At 73.1% G+C, this 17,468-nt stretch carries 17 protein-coding genes and 1 tRNA gene; 14 read left to right on the forward strand and 4 right to left on the reverse strand.

The window, feature by feature from the left end:
* Window positions 1-54 precede the first annotated feature (54 nt).
* Window positions 55-1,434, reverse strand: a complete 1,380-nt coding sequence (locus tag AB0K92_RS00720) for a sensor domain-containing protein (RefSeq protein WP_365918099.1) — start codon at window positions 1,432-1,434, stop codon at window positions 55-57.
* A gap of 179 nt (window positions 1,435-1,613) precedes the next feature.
* Complete coding sequence (locus tag AB0K92_RS00725) at window positions 1,614-2,939, reverse strand: sensor domain-containing protein (RefSeq protein ID WP_365918101.1); 1,326 nt, start codon at window positions 2,937-2,939, stop codon at window positions 1,614-1,616.
* A 234-nt stretch (window positions 2,940-3,173) separates the two neighbouring features.
* On the opposite strand from AB0K92_RS00725, the gene AB0K92_RS00730 reads away from it, so the two are divergent.
* The 12 genes from AB0K92_RS00730 (at window position 3,174) to AB0K92_RS00785 (ending at window position 14,825) form a co-directional block, all read left to right on the forward strand.
* Window positions 3,174-3,581, forward strand: a complete 408-nt coding sequence (locus AB0K92_RS00730) for an NADH-quinone oxidoreductase subunit A (protein WP_166001437.1) — start codon at window positions 3,174-3,176, stop codon at window positions 3,579-3,581.
* Entirely contained in the window at window positions 3,572-4,240 is a 669-nt protein-coding gene (locus AB0K92_RS00735) for an NADH-quinone oxidoreductase subunit B family protein (protein ID WP_365918104.1), read from the forward strand. Before AB0K92_RS00730 ends, AB0K92_RS00735 begins: the two co-directional genes overlap by 10 nt.
* The gene (locus AB0K92_RS00740) at window positions 4,237-5,676 is read left to right on the forward strand and encodes an NADH-quinone oxidoreductase subunit C (protein WP_365918106.1); all 1,440 of its coding nucleotides are present in this window, start codon (window positions 4,237-4,239) and stop codon (window positions 5,674-5,676) included. The genes AB0K92_RS00735 and AB0K92_RS00740 overlap by 4 nt, the downstream gene beginning before the upstream one ends.
* A complete protein-coding gene (locus AB0K92_RS00745) occupies window positions 5,673-6,641 on the forward strand; it encodes a complex I subunit 1 family protein (protein WP_166001441.1) in 969 nt (322 codons plus the stop codon). The genes AB0K92_RS00740 and AB0K92_RS00745 overlap by 4 nt, the downstream gene beginning before the upstream one ends.
* 2 nt (window positions 6,642-6,643) lie before the next feature.
* Window positions 6,644-7,297 (forward strand): NADH-quinone oxidoreductase subunit I, encoded by a 654-nt coding sequence (locus tag AB0K92_RS00750; RefSeq protein ID WP_365918108.1) that lies wholly within the window; start codon window positions 6,644-6,646, stop codon window positions 7,295-7,297.
* Complete coding sequence (locus AB0K92_RS00755) at window positions 7,294-7,869, forward strand: NADH-quinone oxidoreductase subunit J (protein ID WP_365918110.1); 576 nt, start codon at window positions 7,294-7,296, stop codon at window positions 7,867-7,869. Before AB0K92_RS00750 ends, AB0K92_RS00755 begins: the two co-directional genes overlap by 4 nt.
* Entirely contained in the window at window positions 7,869-8,276 is a 408-nt protein-coding gene (nuoK, locus tag AB0K92_RS00760) for an NADH-quinone oxidoreductase subunit NuoK (RefSeq protein ID WP_365918112.1), read from the forward strand. The genes AB0K92_RS00755 and nuoK overlap by 1 nt, the downstream gene beginning before the upstream one ends.
* Window positions 8,273-10,267, forward strand: a complete 1,995-nt coding sequence (locus AB0K92_RS00765) for an NADH-quinone oxidoreductase subunit L (RefSeq protein WP_365918115.1) — start codon at window positions 8,273-8,275, stop codon at window positions 10,265-10,267. The genes nuoK and AB0K92_RS00765 overlap by 4 nt, the downstream gene beginning before the upstream one ends.
* A 6-nt stretch (window positions 10,268-10,273) precedes the next feature.
* Complete coding sequence (locus AB0K92_RS00770; RefSeq protein WP_365918117.1) at window positions 10,274-11,848, forward strand: NADH-quinone oxidoreductase subunit M; 1,575 nt, start codon at window positions 10,274-10,276, stop codon at window positions 11,846-11,848.
* Entirely contained in the window at window positions 11,845-13,368 is a 1,524-nt protein-coding gene (locus AB0K92_RS00775; protein WP_365918119.1) for an NADH-quinone oxidoreductase subunit N, read from the forward strand. The genes AB0K92_RS00770 and AB0K92_RS00775 overlap by 4 nt, the downstream gene beginning before the upstream one ends.
* A 198-nt stretch (window positions 13,369-13,566) precedes the next feature.
* Complete coding sequence (htpX, locus tag AB0K92_RS00780; RefSeq protein ID WP_365918121.1) at window positions 13,567-14,430, forward strand: zinc metalloprotease HtpX; 864 nt, start codon at window positions 13,567-13,569, stop codon at window positions 14,428-14,430.
* On the forward strand, window positions 14,427-14,825 hold the full coding sequence (locus AB0K92_RS00785; protein WP_365918122.1) for a YccF domain-containing protein: 399 nt from the start codon (window positions 14,427-14,429) through the stop codon (window positions 14,823-14,825). Before htpX ends, AB0K92_RS00785 begins: the two co-directional genes overlap by 4 nt.
* 109 nt (window positions 14,826-14,934) lie before the next feature.
* Here the strand turns inward: AB0K92_RS00785 and AB0K92_RS00790 are convergent, their stop codons facing one another.
* Both AB0K92_RS00790 and AB0K92_RS00795 read right to left on the reverse strand, forming a co-directional pair.
* Entirely contained in the window at window positions 14,935-16,182 is a 1,248-nt protein-coding gene (locus AB0K92_RS00790; RefSeq protein ID WP_365918124.1) for an amino acid permease, read from the reverse strand.
* A gap of 102 nt (window positions 16,183-16,284) precedes the next feature.
* Window positions 16,285-16,773, reverse strand: coding sequence for a YajQ family cyclic di-GMP-binding protein (locus tag AB0K92_RS00795; RefSeq protein WP_166001462.1), 489 nt, complete (start codon window positions 16,771-16,773; stop codon window positions 16,285-16,287).
* Between the two features lie 222 nt (window positions 16,774-16,995).
* On the opposite strand from AB0K92_RS00795, the gene AB0K92_RS00800 reads away from it, so the two are divergent.
* Window positions 16,996-17,077, forward strand: a tRNA-Tyr gene (locus AB0K92_RS00800).
* Window positions 17,078-17,251: 174 nt separating this feature from the next.
* A complete protein-coding gene (locus AB0K92_RS00805) occupies window positions 17,252-17,464 on the forward strand; it encodes a hypothetical protein (RefSeq protein ID WP_166001464.1) in 213 nt (70 codons plus the stop codon).
* Window positions 17,465-17,468 lie beyond the last annotated feature (4 nt).

A 17,468-nucleotide genomic window follows, 5' to 3' on the forward strand; every position in this document is an offset into this window, starting at 1 on the left:
GCGGGTGGGATCAACAGGGTGCGCGGCGGCCTGCCGCCCCTGACCTCGCGGCCCTCAGGTGCGCCAGGGCAGCTCCGCCGTCACCCGGGTGGGCCCGCCGGGCGGGGAGTCGACGACGAGGACGCCGTCGACGGCGTCGAGACGCTCGGTGAGGCCGGCCAGGCCGGAGCCGGCCGCCGGGTCCGCGCCGCCCACGCCGTCGTCGGTGACCTGGAGCATCAGCCGGTCCCCGGACCGCCAGACGTCCACCGACGCCGACCGCGCCCCGCTGTGCCGCTCGACGTTGCGGAGCAGTTCGGAGACGGTGAAGTAGGCGATGCCCTCGATCGCGGGCGCCGGCCGGGAGGCCAGGTCGACCTCCACCCGCACCGGCACCGGGCAGCGCGAGGCGACCGCGGAGAGCGCCGCGTCGAGGCCGCGGTCGGTGAGGACCGCCGGGTGGATGCCGCGCGCCAGGTCCCGCAGCTCCCGCAGGGCCGTCTTCACCTCGCCGTGCGCCTCGTCCACCAGCCGCGCCGCCGCCCGCGGGTCCTGCGCCAGCTTCTCCCGCGCCAGCCCCAGGTCCCGCTCCAGCGCCGCCAGCCGGGCCTGCGCCCCGTCGCGCAGCTGACGCTCGATGCGCCGCAGGTCGGCCGCCGCGCCGTCCACCACCACCCCGCGGTCGGACTCCAGCTCCACCACCCGCGACCCCAGCCGCGACGGCCCGAGCAGCCCGCTCACCAGCAGCCGGTCGACCGTGGTCAGCGCCCGCACGATCCACGGCGCGGCCAGCGTGAACAGCAGCCCTACCAGCGCGGTCACGGTGATCTCGAACGGGTTGTCGAGGTAGATGTGGTGGCTCTCGTCGCCGTAGAGCTGGAGCCCGCCCTGCCCGCCGTACATCGGGAAGAGCCAGAACCACAGCGGATACGTCAGCAGCGCCACGCCGTACGTCCAGAAGGACACCGCCACGGCGAACGAGAACACCGCCCACGGGAAGTGCAGCACCGCGTACAGCAGATGCCGCCACGACGTGCCGCTCTTGAGGACCGCCCCCATCCACGCCCACAGGCCGCTCTTGCGGGCCCGCAGCGGCTCCGGGTCGGCCACCCGCATCCCGAGCAGCGCCCGCGCCCGGGTCCGCTCCAGCGCGCCCAGGCCCCGGCACCCGGCCAGCCCGGCCGCCAGGACCGGAACGCCCAGGAAGGTCACCAGCAGCCCGGCGCCGAGGGAGAGCATCGTGACGGCGTACACGAAGAGCAGCACGCCGATCGGCAGCCCGAGCAGCACGTACGCGAACTCCCGCCAGGCGCGCGGCTCGAACGGCGCCCGCAGCCCGGCCGGCAGCCGCGTCCCGCCGCCGCGCCGGTCCTCGTGCCCGTACGCGTATCCGTACCCGTACCCCTGTCCGGGGCCGTTCCCGTTCCCGTACTCCCGGCCGTACTCGGTGGCCATCGGCTCGCCCCGTCCTTCTCGTCTCGTCCGTCTCGCTGTCTCGGCTGTCCCGTCTGTCTCGTCCGGTCCCGGACCGCCGCGGGGGGTGCGTGTCGTCCGCGCCCTGCCGGTCTCCAGCCTGCTGGGCCCAGGGCGCGGGAACCATGGAGGCCGTCGGCGTCCCGGAAGGGGGGTTTTCCCTACCCCCGCGGCCGGTCCCGCCACGGCAGCTCGGCCGTGATCAGCGTCGGCCCGCCCTCGGGGGAGTCGACGACGAACAGCCCGTCCACCGCGTCCAGCCGCTCCGCGAGCCCCCGCAGCCCGCTCCCGCCGTCGAGCCCCGCACCCCCGCGGCCGTTGTCCCCGACCTGGATCAGCAGCCGGTCCCCGGACCGCCACACCTCGACCGACGCGGAGGTCGCCGCGCTGTGCTTGCTGACGTTCTGCAGCAGCTCCGAGACGGTGAAGTAGGCGATGCCCTCGATGGCCTCGGCGGGCCGCTCGGCCAGATCGACGGCCACCTTCACGGGAACGGTGCAGCGGGAGGCGACCGCGGAGAGCGCCGCGTCGAGGCCGCGGTCGGTGAGGACCGCCGGGTGGATGCCGCGCGCCAGGTCGCGCAGCTCCTGCAGCGCCAGCTTCACCTCGCCGTGCGCCTCCTCGACCATCGCCGCCGCCGCGTCCGGGTCCTCCAGCAGCTTCTCCTTCGCCAGGCCCAGCCCCATGGCCAGCGCGACCAGCCGGGCCTGGGCGCCGTCGTGCAGATCGCGTTCGATGCGCCGCAGATCGGCCGCGGCGGTGTCCACCACGACCCCCCGGTCGGACTCCAGTTCGGCGATACGCCGCTCCAGCTCGTCGGAGGGCGACAGCAGCCCGCGCACCATCGCCCGGTCGGCGTTGGTGAGGCCCCGCGCTATGAACGGCAGCACCGGCCACAGCACGAACAGCGAGGTCAGCGTGACGGTGAAGGTGAGGACACCCCACGGCAGCCGGATGAAGTCGTACAGCACCGTCCGCCAGCCGACCGGGTCCTTCAGCGCCATCCACAGCTGACCGAAGATCCCGCCGCCCCGGTCCCCGCCGCGGGCCCGCAGCGGCAGCGGGCTCGGCTCGTCGATCCGCACCCCGAGCAGCGCGCGGGCCCGCGCCCGCTCCGCCTTGCCGATCTGCCGCGCGCCCATCAGCCCGGCCGCCAGCAGCGGGAACCCGATCACCGTGATGGTCAGGAAGGCGCTGGTGAACAGCACCGTGGCGACGTACACGAAGCCCACCAGGGACATCGGCAGATTGGCCAGGAGATGCGCGATCTCCTTCCAGGTGTGCGCGTCGTAGGCGAACCGGACGGGCGGCGGGCGGCCGTCGCCGTCGCCGTCGTCGCGGCGGGACGCGGTGGCCGCGGCGGCCCCGGCGGTCCCGGCGGTCGCGGTGGCCGCGGAGGCCACGGTGGCCGCGGCGGTGGCGGAGGCCGCGGAGGTGGCGGAGGCCGCGGAGGTCGCCGGGCTCGGCGGCGGGAAGTGTTCGGTCATATCGGCTAGCGTGCCGGGCGGCGCCCGGTCGCGCCATGAGGTGCGCCGCCGAGCCCGGCCGGGGGAAAACCCCACCCCCGCATCTCAACGTGCGACGGGCTGCTTACGGCCTCTTTAACAGGCCCTAGACTCGCCTGCGTACAGATCGTTCGAGATCGAACATCGTTCGAACAAAGCGCAGAGTTGTTCTAGGTTGTTCGGAGAACGTCGAGGTCAGGGAGCGAGGAGACGGACGTGCGGGAACCGACCGTCGAACCGGCTGTGGTCGTCGCGGCGGACTACTTCCAGTCCTATTCCGTGGTCGGACTGCTCGCCGCCATCGGTGTGCTCTTCGTCGCCGTGGCCTTCGCGGCCGGCCGGCTGCTGCGCCCCGTCGTGCCCACGCACGAGAAGCTGCTGACGTACGAGTGCGGCGTCGACCCCGTCGGCGAGGGCTGGGCCCACACCCAGGTCCGCTACTACGTCTACGCCTTCCTGTACGTGATCTTCGCCGTCGACTCGATCTTCCTCTTCCCCTGGGCGACCGTCTTCGCCGACCCCGGCTACGGCGCCGCCACCCTGGTGGAGATGTTCCTCTTCCTCGGCTTCCTCGCCGTCGGCCTGCTGTACGCGTACAAGAAGGGCGTCCTGACATGGACGTGACCCGAGAACCCGCTCAGACCCCGCGGTCCGCTCCCGCCCCGGAGCCGCAGTCCGCTCCCGCGCCCGCTCCCGCCCCGGAGCCCGTTCCGCTGCCCGAGCCCAAGCGGCTGGGCGCGCTGGCCCGCCTCGCCCCGGAGCCGATGAAGGTGGTCCTCAACTGGGGCCGCCGCTACTCGCTGTGGGTCTTCAACTTCGGCCTCGCCTGCTGCGCGATCGAGTTCATCGCCGCGTCGATGGCCCGCCACGACTTCATCCGGCTCGGTGTGATCCCCTTCGCGCCCGGCCCCCGCCAGGCCGACCTCATGGTCGTGTCCGGCACGGTCACCGACAAGATGGCCCCGGCCGTCAAACGCCTGTACGAGCAGATGCCCGAGCCGAAGTACGTCATCTCCTTCGGCGCGTGCAGCAACTGCGGCGGCCCCTACTGGGACTCCTACTCGGTGACGAAGGGCGTCGACCAGATCATCCCCGTCGACGTCTACGTCCCCGGCTGCCCGCCCCGCCCCGAGGCGCTGCTCCAGAGCATCCTCAAGCTCCAGGAGAAGATCGCCCGCGAGTCGCTCGGCGAGCGCTACGCCACCGGACCGGCGCGCCCCTCCACCGCCGCCCTGACGAGCGGGCTGGTCCGGCCCCCGGCCCCGGAGGGGGACGCGCGATGAGTGCGGTCGGCTGGCTGCCCGCCCCCGCCGAGGACCTGTTCGGCCCCGACGCCACGGCCGAGGAGTCCTACGAGGTCCTGACCGTCGACGTCCCGCCGGCCTCCTGGACCGACGCCCTGCGCGCCGCCCGCGACGAGCTGGGCTGCACCTACTTCGACTGGCTGAGCGCCGTCGACGAACCGGGCACCGGCTTCCGGGTCTCGGCGCACGTCGTCGCGCTCTCCCCGGTACGCCGCCTGCTGCTGCGGACCACCGTGCCGCACGAGGCGCCCCGGCTCGCCTCCGCCGTCGACGTCTACGCGGGCGCCGCCTGGCACGAGCGCGAGACCCACGAGATGTTCGGCGTCTCCTTCGAGGGCCACCCCGCCCTCGACCACCTCCTCCTCCCCGAGAACTTCGAGGGCCACCCCCTGCGCAAGGACTTCGTCCTCGCCGCCCGCGTCGCCAAGGCGTGGCCGGGCGCCAAGGAGCCGGGGGAGTCCGAGCACGGCGGCCCCAAGCGCCGCCAGATGCTGCCTCCGGGCGTCCCGGACCCCAACGAGTGGGGCCCGCTGAAGGGCCAGCTGCCCCCGGCCCCCGCCCGCCCGGCCCGCGCCGCCGGCCGCGCCACCGCCGCGGGCGACCGCCCCGTACGGCGGACCCGTACGGCGGGGGAGGGTTCGGCGAGCCAGACGGCGGCCGCAGCGGGGGGTACGGCTGGTGCCCCTGGTGCGGCTGGTGCCGCTGGTGCCGGTGGCGCGGGCGCGGCAGCCGGTGCCGCCGCCGGGACGCCCGCCACCGCCACCCCGCGCCGCGCCCGCAGCGTGTCCGAGGGTTCGGCGTCGCAGCGCCCGGCGGCCGGTGAAGCGGCCGAGCCGCAGACCCCGCCGGCTCCCGCCGCCACCCCGCGCCGCGCTCGCAGCGCGTCCGAGGGTTCGGCGTCGCAGCGTCCGGCGGCCGGTGAAGCGGGCGAGCCGCAGACCCCGCCGGCTCCCGCCGCCACCCCGCGCCGCGCCCGCAGCGCGTCCGAGGGTTCGGCGTCGCAGCGTCCGGCGGGCACGCCCCGGCGCGCCCGCAGCGCGTCCGAGGGCTCCGCGTCCCAGCGCGCCGAGGCGGCGGAGGCCCCGCCGGCCCGTCCCGCCGTAGCACCCCGCAGCCCGGACGCCCCCTGGCACCACGCCCGCCCGGCGTTCGAGGAGACCGAGCCGGAGCCGGAGCCGAAGCCGGAGGCCAGGCGGCCCGAGCCGGGTGCCGAGCAGCCGGAGCGGCCGGAGCCGGAGCAGCCGCAGCCGGACGCGAAGCAGCCGGAGCAGGAGCAGCCGCAGCCGGACGCGAAGCAGTCGGAGTCGGAACCCGGCAGCACCCCGGCCGACACCACTGGCAACACCACCGGCGACACCACCACCGACCACACCCCAGACCACACCCCCGAAGACCCCACAGGAGGCCCGCGGTGAACGACGTGCTCGACGTCGCCCTGCGACTCCTCGTCGTCTTCGGCGTCTTCCTCACCTTCCCGCTGATCATCGGCCAGACCGAGCACAAGGTGATGGCCCACATGCAGGGCCGCCTCGGCCCCATGTACGCCGGCGGCTTCCACGGCTGGGCCCAGCTCGTCGCGGACGGCGTGAAGTTCGCGCAGAAGGAGGACGTGGTCCCCGCGGGCGCGGACCGCCGTATCTTCCAGCTCGCCCCCGCCGTCGCCCTCCTGCCGTACCTGCTCGTCCTGCTCGCCATCCCGATCGGTCCCGGTGAGGGCGCCGTCGGCGAGGTGATCGACGCGGGCGTCTTCTTCGTACTCGCCGTCATGGGCGTCGGCGTCCTCGGCTCCCTCATGGCCGGCTGGGCCAGCGCCAACAAGTTCTCCCTCCTCGGCGGTCTGCGCACCGCCGCCCAGCTGCTCGCCTACGAACTGCCGATGCTGCTGACCGCCGCCTCGGTGGCCATGGCGGCCGGCACCGTCTCGATCCCCGGCATCCTCGACGCCTTCGAGTGGTGGTGGCTGCCCTGGCAGATCACCGGCGCGCTCGTGTTCTTCGTGGCGGGCCTCGCGGAACTCCAGCGCCCGCCCTTCGACATGCCGGTCGCCGACTCGGAGATCATCTTCGGCGCGTACACCGAGTACACCGGCCTGCGCTTCGCCCTCTTCCTCCTCGCCGAGTACGCCGGGATCGTCGTCCTGTGCGGCCTGACCACCGTCCTCTTCCTGGGCGGCTGGCACGGCCCCTGGGGCGCCGACGGCCTCGGCTGGGTCTGGACCCTGCTGAAGACAGCCGTCCTCGCGTTCCTCGTGATCTGGCTCCGCGTCACGTACCCCCGGCTGCGCGAGGACCAGCTGCAGAAGCTGTCCTGGACCCTCCTCGTCCCCCTCTCCCTCGCCCAGATCGCCCTCACCGGCATCGTGAAGGTGGTGATCCAGTAACCATGGCCCGCATTCCCGGCAGTGGCCTCGCCAAGGGCCTGGCCGTCACCCTCCGCACGATGACGAAGAAGACCGTCACCGAGCAGTACCCCGACGTCCAGCCCGACCTCCCGCCCCGCACCCGCGGCGTGATCGGCCTGTTCGAGGAGAACTGCACGGTCTGCATGCTCTGCGCCCGCGAGTGCCCGGACTGGTGCATCTACATCGACTCCCACAAGGAGACGATCCCGGCGGCGACGCCCGGCGGCCGCGAGCGCAGCCGCAACGTCCTCGACCGCTTCGCCATCGACTTCTCGCTGTGCATGTACTGCGGTATCTGCATCGAGGTCTGTCCGTTCGACGCCCTGTTCTGGTCCCCGGAGTTCGAGTACGCCGAGACCGACATCCGCGACCTCACCCACGAGCGCGACAAGCTCCGCGAGTGGATGTGGACCGTCCCGGCCCCGCCCGCCCTCGACCCGGGCGCGGAGGAACCGAAGGAGCTGGCCGCCGCCCGCAAGACGGCGGAGAAGCTGGCCGCCCAGCAGCAGCCCCCGGCCACCGGGCCGACGCACGCCGACGAGCAGGTGCGCGCCGCCGAGTCCGCCACCCGCCCGCAGGGCGCCTCCGCGCAGCAGACCGACCAGCCGAGGCCGAAGCGGGAGGGCACGGCATGACCCTCGCAGCCGAGACCCACGGCTTCCTCTCCCCGACCGGCGTCGAGATCGCCTTCCTCCTCGTCGGCCTGGTCACCTTCGGCGCCGCCCTCGTCACCGTCACCACCCGGCAGCTGGTGCACGCCGCGCTGTGGCTCGTGGTGACCCTCGGCGGCCTCGCCGTCGAGTACCTCCTGCTCACCGCCGAGTTCATCGCCTGGGTGCAGGTCCTCATCTACGTCGGCTCCGTCGTCGTCCTCCTGCTGTTCGGGCTGATGCTCACCAAGGCCCCCATCGGCCGCTCCCCGGACGCCGACTCCCACAACCGCTGGGCCGCCCTCACCGTGGCCGTCGCCTCGGCCGCCGCCCTGGTCTGGGTCGTCGTCGACGCCTTCCGCACCACTTGGATCGACCTCGACGGCCCGGCCGCCGGAACCACGAAGGTCACCGGCGAGAGCCTGTTCCAGAACTGGGTCCTCCCCTTCGAGGCCCTGTCCGTCCTCCTCCTCGCCGCCCTGGTCGGCGCGATCGTCCTGTCCCGCAAGGCCAAGGCCGGCGCCGCCGCGGCCGACGGGAAGGAAGGCGTCCGCTGATGCACCTCGCCTATCCCGCCGTCCTCTCCGCCCTCCTGTTCTGTACCGGCCTGTACGGCGTCCTCGCCCGCCGCAACGCGATCCTGGTGCTGATGTCGGTCGAGCTGATGCTCAACGCCGTCAACCTCAACCTGGTCGCCTTCGACGTCTGGCTCAGCCGGGCCGCCGAGGAGACCCTGCACTCCGGGCAGGCGCTGACCCTGTTCACCATCGCCATCGCCGCCGCCGAGATCGGCATCGGCCTGGCGATCGTCCTCGCCGTGTACCGCAACCGCGGCACCTCCGACATCGACAAGCTCCGCGACACCGCCGAGGGACACGAACCGGAGGGGCACGAGCCGGAGGGCCACGAGACCGGCACGCCCGCGACCGGGACGGGCGCCGAGAAGGCTGAGGCCACCGCGTGACCACGACCACCCTCGCCGTACTCGTCCCCCTCCTGCCGTTCCTCGGCGCCGCCGCCGGCCTGGCGCTCGGCCGCACCGCCCCCGGCTTCGTCCGCCCCCTCGCGGTCCTGCCGGTCCTCACCGCGCTCGCCCTCGCCGTGGTCGTCGCCGTGCACCAGGGCGGCGACGACGCCATCGACGCCGCCACGGAACTGACCCCCACCGGGTCGGTCCCCATCGAGCTGGCCCTGCACATCGACGGCTTCGCCGCGCTCGTCGCCGTCCTGGTCGCCTTCGTGGCGACCTGCGTGCAGATCTACTCCACGGGCTACCTGCGCGAGGACCCGCGCTACCCCTCCTACGCCGCGCTCCTCTCCCTGTTCACCTCCGCGATGCTCCTCGTCGTCTACTCGGGCGACCTGATGGTGCTGCTCGTCGGCTGGGAAGTCATGGGCATCTGCTCCTACTTCCTGGTCGGCCACTACTGGGAGACCCCGGAGGCCCGCGCCGCCTCCCTCAAGGCCTTCCTGGTGACCAAGCTCGGTGACGTCCCCTTCCTCATCGGCCTGTTCGCGCTCGCCGGCGACGCCGGATCGTTCCGCATCACCCGCATCCTCGGCGCCGTCGCGGGCGGCGGGCTCGACCACCCGACGCTGATCGCCCTGCTGCTCCTCGCCGGGGTCGCCGGCAAGTCCGCGCAGTTCCCGCTGCACACCTGGCTCCCCGACGCGATGGCGGGCCCCACACCCGTCTCCGCGCTGATCCACGCCGCGACGATGGTCGCCGCCGGTGTCTACTTCATCGCCCGGCTCCTCCCGGTCTTCGAGGCCTCGCAGGCCGCGATGGTCGTCCTCGCCGTGATGGCCGCCGTCACCATGGCGGGCTCGGCGCTCGCCGCCCTCGCCCAGGACGACATCAAACGCGTCCTCGCCTACTCGACGATCGGCCAGCTCGGCTACATGACCGGCGCCCTCGCCGTCGCCGACCGCGGCGCCGCCGTCTTCCACCTCCTGTCCCACGGCGCCTTCAAGGCGCTGCTGTTCCTCGCCGCCGGCGTGATCATCCACGCCACCGGCACCAACTCGCTGGCCGCCATGTCCCGCATGAGCCACCTGCGCGACCGCGTCCCCGACGCCTACTGGACGATGACCGTGGCGCTCCTCGCGCTCGCCGCGATCCCGCCGTTCAGCGGCTTCTTCTCCAAGGAGGCCGTCCTCGGCGCCGCCGAGCACGTCACCACCGGCCACACCGAGCACGCGCCCGCCGCCGCGGGCTGGATCGTCCTCGTCGCGGGCCTGCTCACCGCGCTGCTCACCGCCGCGTACGCCACCCGCCTGTGGCTGCTCGCCTTCCGCGGCCACGGCACCGAGGCCCCCGACCACGGCCGCCAGCCCGTCACCATGACCGTCGTGCTGTGGGTGCTCGCCGCCCCCTCCCTCGCCCTCGGCGGGTTCGCCTACCAGTCCTTCCCCGGCTGGTTCGACGGCGGCGACCTCGGCCCCACCCTGGTCACCTCCGTGCTGGGCACGGGCCTCGCCCTGACCGGCGGGCTGATCACCTACGCCGCCTGGCGCCACACCGGCGCCCGTACCGCCCGCGTCCCGCTCGGCGCGGTCGCCGCCCACCCCGAGGGCGACGCCGGACAGGTCGAGGCCGAGGCCATCGCCGCCCACACGCCCGCCTACGGCGACATCGCGCAGGCCCCCGACCCGGGCGACCCCGGACGGCTGCTGCTCGGCCCGCTGCACCGCCACGCGGCCGCCGGCTTCCACCTCGACGCCGTCTACTCGGCGCTGTTCGTCCGCCCCGTCCGGGCCGGCGCGAGCCTCGTCAGGTTCCTCGACCGCGAGGTCGTCGACACCTACGTACGCGGCGCGGGCGCCCTACCCCGCTGGCTCGGCGCCGCCGTACGGCGCGCCCAGACCGGCAATGTGCAGACCTATGTGAGCGCGCTGCTCGCCGGCACCGTCGTCCTGGTGGTCGCCGCCGTCCTCGTCGCCACGGGAGCGTGAGCAGGCGTGATCGATATCAGCGAGTCCGTGATGCAGTTCCTTCTGGCGTTCGTCGTGGTCGGCCCGCTCCTCGGTGCCGCCGCCGCTCTGCTGCCCGCCCCGCCCGGACTGAAGGGGAAGTCGCCCGAGCAGGCCGTGCTGCGGCACGGCGTCACGGTGACCGGCGCCGTGCTCATCGCCGCGATCGTCCTGGCGCTCGGCTTCGACCACGACCAGCCGTCGAAGATGCAGGCCACGACGGACATCAGCTGGATCCCCGCACTCGACGTGCGCATCCACCTCGGCATCGACGGCATCTCCCTCCCCCTTCTGGTGCTGACCGCGCTGCTGACCTTCCTCTGCGCGCTCCACAGCTACTTCAAGCTGCCCGCGGGCCCGTCCCCGAAGGCCTTCGTCGCCCTGCTGCTCGTCCTGGAGTCCGGCACCCTCGCCACCTTCGCCGTCCTCGACCTGCTGCTGTTCTTCCTCGCCTTCGAGATGGTCCTGATCCCGATGTACTTCCTCATCGCCCGCTGGGGCGGCGAGGGCCGGGCCGAGGCCGCCTGGAAGTTCATCCTCTACACGCTGCTCGGCTCCGTGGTCATGCTGCTCGGCCTGCTCCTGATCGGCCTGCGAGCGGGCACCTTCGACATGGTGGCACTCGCCACTGACAACGGCCGGTCGCTGAGCACGTCCGTGCAGGTCATCGCCGTTCTGGCGATCGGGATCGGGCTCGCCGTGAAGACCCCGATGTGGCCGCTGCACAGCTGGCTGCCCGACGCCCACACCGCCGCCCCGACCGTCGGCTCGGTGCTGCTGGCCGGCGTGCTGCTGAAGATGGGCACGTACGGGTTCGTCCGGATCCTGCTGCCCGTCGCGCCGGAGGGCCTGCGCACCTTCGCGCCGTACCTCGCCGCCTTCGCCGTCGTCGGGATCATCTACGGCTCGCTCGCCTGCCTCGCCCTCGCCCGGCGCGGCGCGAAGGGCGACCTGAAGCGGCTGATCGCCTACTCCTCCGTCGGCCACATGGGCTTCGTCCTGCTCGGCATCGCGACCATGACCCCGACCGGCGTGAACGGCGCCCTGTTCGCCAACGTCGCCCACGGCCTCATCACCGGCCTGCTGTTCTTCCTCGTCGGCGCGCTGAAGGAGCGCACCGGCAGCACCGACCTCGACACCCTCGCCGAGGAGACCGGCGCCGCCCTGTACGGCCGGGCGCCGCGCCTGGGCGGCCTGCTCGCCTTCGGCGCCGTCGCCTCGCTCGGGCTGCCGGGCCTGGCCGGGTTCTGGGGCGAGATGCTCGCGCTGTTCGGCGCGTTCGACCCTGCCGACGGGCTCAGCCGCCCCGCCTTCCTCACCTTCATGGCGGTCGGCGCGTTCGGCACCCTGCTCACCGCCGCCTACCTGCTGGTCGTGGTCCGCCGGGTCTGCATGGGCGCCCTCCCGCAGGACACGCCGAAGCTCACCGACGTACGGGGCTACGAGTTCGCGGCATGGACGCCGCTCGTCGCCCTCACCGTCGTCGCCGGACTCTGGCCCAAGACCCTCCTCGGCCTGACGGACCCGGCCGTGCAGCAGCTCCTCGCAGGAGGCACCCGATGAGCTCCCTGGCCCAGCCGGCCGCCGAGTCGCTGATCCAGTCCGTCGACTGGCTCGCCGTCGCGCCGCCCACCATCGCGGCCGTGATCGCCCTCGTCGTCCTGGTCGCCGACCTGTTCGTGGCCGAGCGGCGCAAGCCGCTCCTCGGCTGGATCTCCGTCGCCGGCCTGGCCGCCGCCACGCTCATGCTGCTGCCCCTCCTGGACGGCGACCGCGCCACCTTCTGCGTGCCCGCCGACCCCGCCGCGTGCAGCTACGTCGCCGACCGCTTCACCCTCGTCCTCCAGCTCCTCGTCCTCGGCGGCGCCCTGGTGGCCGCCCTGCTGTCCGTCACCGGTCTCAAGGACGCGCGCGGGGGGCTGCCCGAGGGGGAGTTCTGGTTCCTGCTGCTGTCCTCCGCGGCCGGCGCCGCCCTGCTGCCCGCCTCCCGCGACCTCGCGACCCTGATCGTCGCCCTGGAGGTCGCCTCGCTGCCCGCCTTCGCCCTCGTCGGCCTCAAGCACGGCGACCGCAGGTCCTCCGAGGCGGCGCTGAAGTTCTTCCTGTCCTCGGTCACCGCCACCGCGGTCAGTCTGATGGGCGTCAGCTTCCTCTACGCCACCACCGGCAGCCTCTACCTGACCCGGATCGCCGAGCGGATCCAGGGCGTCGACGGACAGCTCCACACCCTCGCCCAGACCGGCGTGGTCCTCACCCTCATCGGCTTCGCCTTCAAGACGGCCGCCGTGCCCTTCCACTTCTGGGTGCCCGACACCTACGTGGGCGCGCCCCTGCCGGTCGCCGCCTACCTGTCCGTCGTCGGCAAGGCGGTCGGCTTCTCCGGCCTCGTCCTCGTCACCGTCATCGCCCTCCCGTCGTACGCCGACGTCTGGGGCCCCGCCCTCGCCGTGCTCGCCGCCCTCACCATGACCGTCGGCAACGTCGGCGCCCTCCGGCAGCTGCCCACGCGCGCGTACAGCGCGGTAAGGCTGCTCGCCTGGTCCTCCGTCGGCCAGGCCGGCTACCTCCTGGTCCCGATCGCCGCCGCCGCGTACTCCGACGACGCCGAGCGCTCGATCGGCTCCACGATCGCCTACGCCCTCATGTACGGCGTGGTCAACCTCGGCGCCTTCGCGGTGGCCGCCCTGATCGGCCGTACGAGGACCCTGAACCGCGTCGCCGACTACCGCGGCCTGTACGCCGCCAACCCGGTCACCGCCCTCCTGCTGGCCTTCTTCCTGCTCTGCCTGGCCGGGCTGCCGCCGGGCATCATCGGCCTGTTCGCCAAGGTCACCGTCTTCTCGGCGGCCGTCGACGGGGGCCTGGGCTGGCTGGCCGTGGTCATGGCCGTGAACGTCGTGATCGCGCTCTTCTACTACCTCCAGTGGACCGCCCTGCTGTTCCGCGCGCCCGAAGGGGAGCCCGCGCGGCACCGCGTCCCGGCCCCCGTCACGGCCGCGATCGCCGTCACCGCCGTCCTCGGCATCGCCCTGTCCGGGGCGCCCCAGCTGGTGCTGCGCTTCACCGACACCGGCCTCTTCTGAGGCCTTCTCGGCCGAGCCGTCCGGGCAGCCTCACCCGGACGGCTCAGCCGCGCCCCCGCAGGCACAAGGGAACTAGTGCTCGCCGCCTGGCGTTGACCAGAGCGGGAGGGTCCACTGGACGTGACACCACGACTCCGGTGCGACAAGAGATCACAGCAAGCAAAGGGTTCCCCTGCTGCACCACTTGGAGGGCGTACCGTGCACCGCCGGCACAACGGGCTCAGGACCGCAGTACTCCTCGGGGGACTGTCCGCACTCATCATCGTCATCGGCGGCTTCTTCGGCCGTACGGGGCTCGTCGTCGCCGTCCTGATCGCCCTGGGCACGAACGCGTACGCGTACTGGAACAGCGACAAGCTCGCCCTCCGCGCGATGCGCGCCCGCCCGGTCAGCGAGTTCGAGGCCCCGGGGCTGTACCGGATGGTCCGCGAGCTCTCCACGCAGGCCCGCCAGCCCATGCCCCGGCTGTACATCTCCCCGACGGAGGCACCCAACGCCTTCGCGACCGGCCGCAACCCGCGCAACGCCGCCGTGTGCTGCACGGAGGGCATCCTCCGCCTCCTCGACGAGCGCGAACTGCGCGGCGTCATCGGCCACGAGCTGAGCCACGTCTACAACCGCGACATCCTCATCTCGTCGGTCGCCGGCGCCCTCGCCTCCGTGATCATGTTCCTGGTCAACTTCGCCTGGCTGATCCCGATCGGCCGCTCGGACGACGACGACGGCCCCGGCCTGTTCGGCATGCTGCTGATCATGCTCCTGGGACCGCTCGCGGCCTCCCTCATCCAGCTGGCCATCAGCCGCTCGCGGGAGTACGAGGCCGACGCCTCCGGCGCCCAGCTCACCGGTGACCCACAGGCCCTGGCCAGCGCCCTGAGAAAGCTGGAGGCGGGCACCAAGCAGCTCCCGCTGCCCCCCGAGCCGCGGATCGAGACCGCGAGCCACATGATGATCGCGAACCCGTTCCGCCCCGGCCAGGGCCTCTCCAAGATGTTCTCCACCCACCCGCCGATGGCGGAGCGCATCCGCCGCCTGGAACAGATGGCAGGTCCCCCACGGTGAAGACGATCCTGAACATCATCTGGCTGGTGCTGAGCGGCCTGTGGCTGTGCCTCGGCTACTTCGCCGCCGGCCTGCTCCTGTGCGCCACGATCATCGGCATCCCCTTCGGGATAGCCGCCTTCCGCATCGGCGTCTACGCGCTGTGGCCCTTCGGGTACACCACGACCGAGCGCCGCGACGCCGGCGCCCCGTCCCTCGTCGGCAACGTCCTGTGGCTGGTCCTCGCGGGCTGGTGGCTGGCGCTCGCCCACATCGCGACCGGCATCGCGCTCTGCCTCACGATCATCGGCATCCCGTTCGGCATCGCCAACTTCAAGCTGATACCCGTCTCGCTGGTGCCGCTGGGCCGCGAGATCGTCCCCTCGGACCGCCCGTTCGCCACGAAGACCTGGTGACGGCCGCCGCCGGACCACACGGCCGCCCCCAGACCACCCAGCCCCCAGACCACCCAGCCCTCGGATCACCTGGCCGCCCCCGGACCACCCGGCCGCCGCCGGGCCGGGATCACCACGCGGACGCCCACCACCGCCGTACCCCGTACGCCACCACGCCCGCCGCCAGCACCCCCGCACCCACCGCGACCGACACGCCGGGCAGCGAGAACGCCAGCACCACACAGCCGAACAGCCCCACGGCCGGCACCACGCGGGCCCGCGCGGAGGCGTCCAGCGTCCACGCCGAGGCGTTGGCCACGGCGTAGTACGCGAGCACCCCGAACGACGAGAAGCCGATCGCGCCCCGCACGTCCACCGTGGCGGCCAGGACGGCGACCACCGCGCCCACCGCCAGCTCGGCCCGGTGCGGCACTCGGAAGCGCGGATGCACGGCGGCCAGGACGCCCGGCAGATGGCCATCACGTGCCATGGCGAGCGTGGTCCGGGAGACGCCCAGGATCAGCGCCAGCAGCGAGCCCAGCGCCGCCACCGCGGCCCCGACGCCCACGACCGACACCAGACCCGGCAGCCCGGCCGCACGCACGGCGTCGGCCAGCGGAGCGGTCGCCCGGGCGAGCCCGCCGGACCCGAGTACGGACAGCACGGCGAGCGCCACGCACACATAGACCGCGAGGGCGATGCCCAGCGCCAGGGGGATCGCGCGGGGGATCGTCCGGGCGGGATCGCGCACCTCTTCGCCGAGCGTGGCGATCCGCGCGTACCCGGCGAAGGCGAAGAACAGCAGACCGGCCGCCTGGAGCACCCCGCCGAAGCCCTCCGAGGCGCCGATGTCGAGCCGCCCGGCGTCGGCCGCGGCCGACCCCAGGCACCCGGCCACCACGGCGGCGAGCACGGCCAGTACCACCGCCACGATCGCCCGCGTCAGCCAGGCGGACTTCCGCACACCGCCGTAGTTCACGGCGGTCAGCGCCACGACCGCCGCCACCGCTACCGCGTGCGCCTGACCGGGCCACACGTACGCGCCGACGGTGAGCGCCATGGCCGCGCAGGAGGCCGTCTTGCCGACGACGAACGCCCAGCCGGCCAGATAGCCCCAGAAGGGCCCCAGCCGCTCCCTGCCGTACACGTACGTGCCGCCGGAGGCCGGATAGCGGGCCGCGAGCCGGGCCGAGGACATGGCGTTGCAGTAGGCGACCACGGCCGCCACGGCGAGCCCGGGCAGCAGCCCGGAGCCGGCCGCGCGGGCCGCCGGGGCGAGCGCGGCGAAGATCCCGGCTCCCACCATCGAGCCCAGACCGATGACCACGGCATCGGTCACCCCGAGGGTGCGTCGCAGTCCGGCAGGGGACGTCGTCATGGCGGCACCCTACTGAGCGGGCCGGCCGGCCCCGCACACGGAGGGAGGGCGGGCACGAAACGCCCGCCCTCCCTCCCGCCTGCCTCCGCCGGCCCGCGCGGCCTAGCGGTAGTTCACGAACTGCAGCGCGAAGTCGAAGTCCTTGCCCTTCAGCAGGGCGATGACGGCCTGAAGGTCGTCCCGGCTCTTCGAGCTGACCCGCAGCTCGTCACCCTGGACCTGCGCCTTCACGCCCTTGGGACCCTCGTCGCGGATGATCTTCGCGACCTTCTTCGCGTTCTCCTGCGAGATGCCCTCCTGGATCGACGCGAAGATCTTGTACTCCTTGCCGGACAGCTGCGGCTCGCCCGCGTCCAGCGCCTTCAGCGAGATCCCGCGCTTGATCAGCTTGGACTGGAAGACGTCGAGGACAGCCTTCACCCGGTCCTCGGAGTTCGCCTCCATCAGGATCTTGTCACCGGACCACGAGATCGAGGCGCCCACGCCCTTGAAGTCGTAGCGCTGCGAGATCTCCTTGGCGGCCTGGTTGAGGGCGTTGTCGACCTCCTGCCGCTCGACCTTCGAGACGATGTCGAAACTGGAGTCGGCCATGTCCTGTGGCTCCTTGCATCGGGTGCGAATCGGGGTGCGTAGCGGCGTACGCGGGTCGACGGCCGGCCCCGCGCGGTGCCGGGCCGCATCCGGACAAGCCTAGCCACCCCCCGTCCCCCGGGTGCCGATCAATCGGGTGGCGAAGCACCCCTCCGCATCGGGTATTGTTTACGTCGTTGCCAGGGAGCACCGCCGAAAAGCGGTTCGAACGGCAGCGACCCCGGCGGTGTGCCCGAGCGGCCAAAGGGAGCAGACTGTAAATCTGCCGGCTCAGCCTTCCCAGGTTCGAATCCTGGCGCCGCCACTTCGGGAAAGACCCTCTCCTCTGCGAAACGCAGGGAGGGGGTCTTTTCGTTTCCGCATCCCGCATCCCGCATCCCGCATCCCCGATCCGTATCCGCATCCGCGTGGCGGGGCCAGGCGGGGTGTGGTGTGGTGACCCTCACGGTGCCGGGAGCCGCGCGGGCACACTGGGGGCATGTCGTCCCGTCGCAGAACGTGTCCCGAGTGCCGTCGTGAGATCGCCGTCGTCGCCGGGCGGTTCGCCCGGCACGATCCGCCCGGCGCCCGGGAGGACGGGCGGCTGGTCTCCTGTCCCGGGTCGCGCCGGCCGGCGCAACTGGGCGCCGTGCAGCCGTCGTTGGACGGCTATGTGGTGCCCGAGTTCCCGGGGCAGCTGCCGCTGTTCTGACTCC

Source organism: Streptomyces sp. NPDC052687, from assembly GCF_040678395.1.
In the GTDB taxonomy this organism is placed as follows: Bacteria; Actinomycetota; Actinomycetes; order Streptomycetales; family Streptomycetaceae; genus Streptomyces.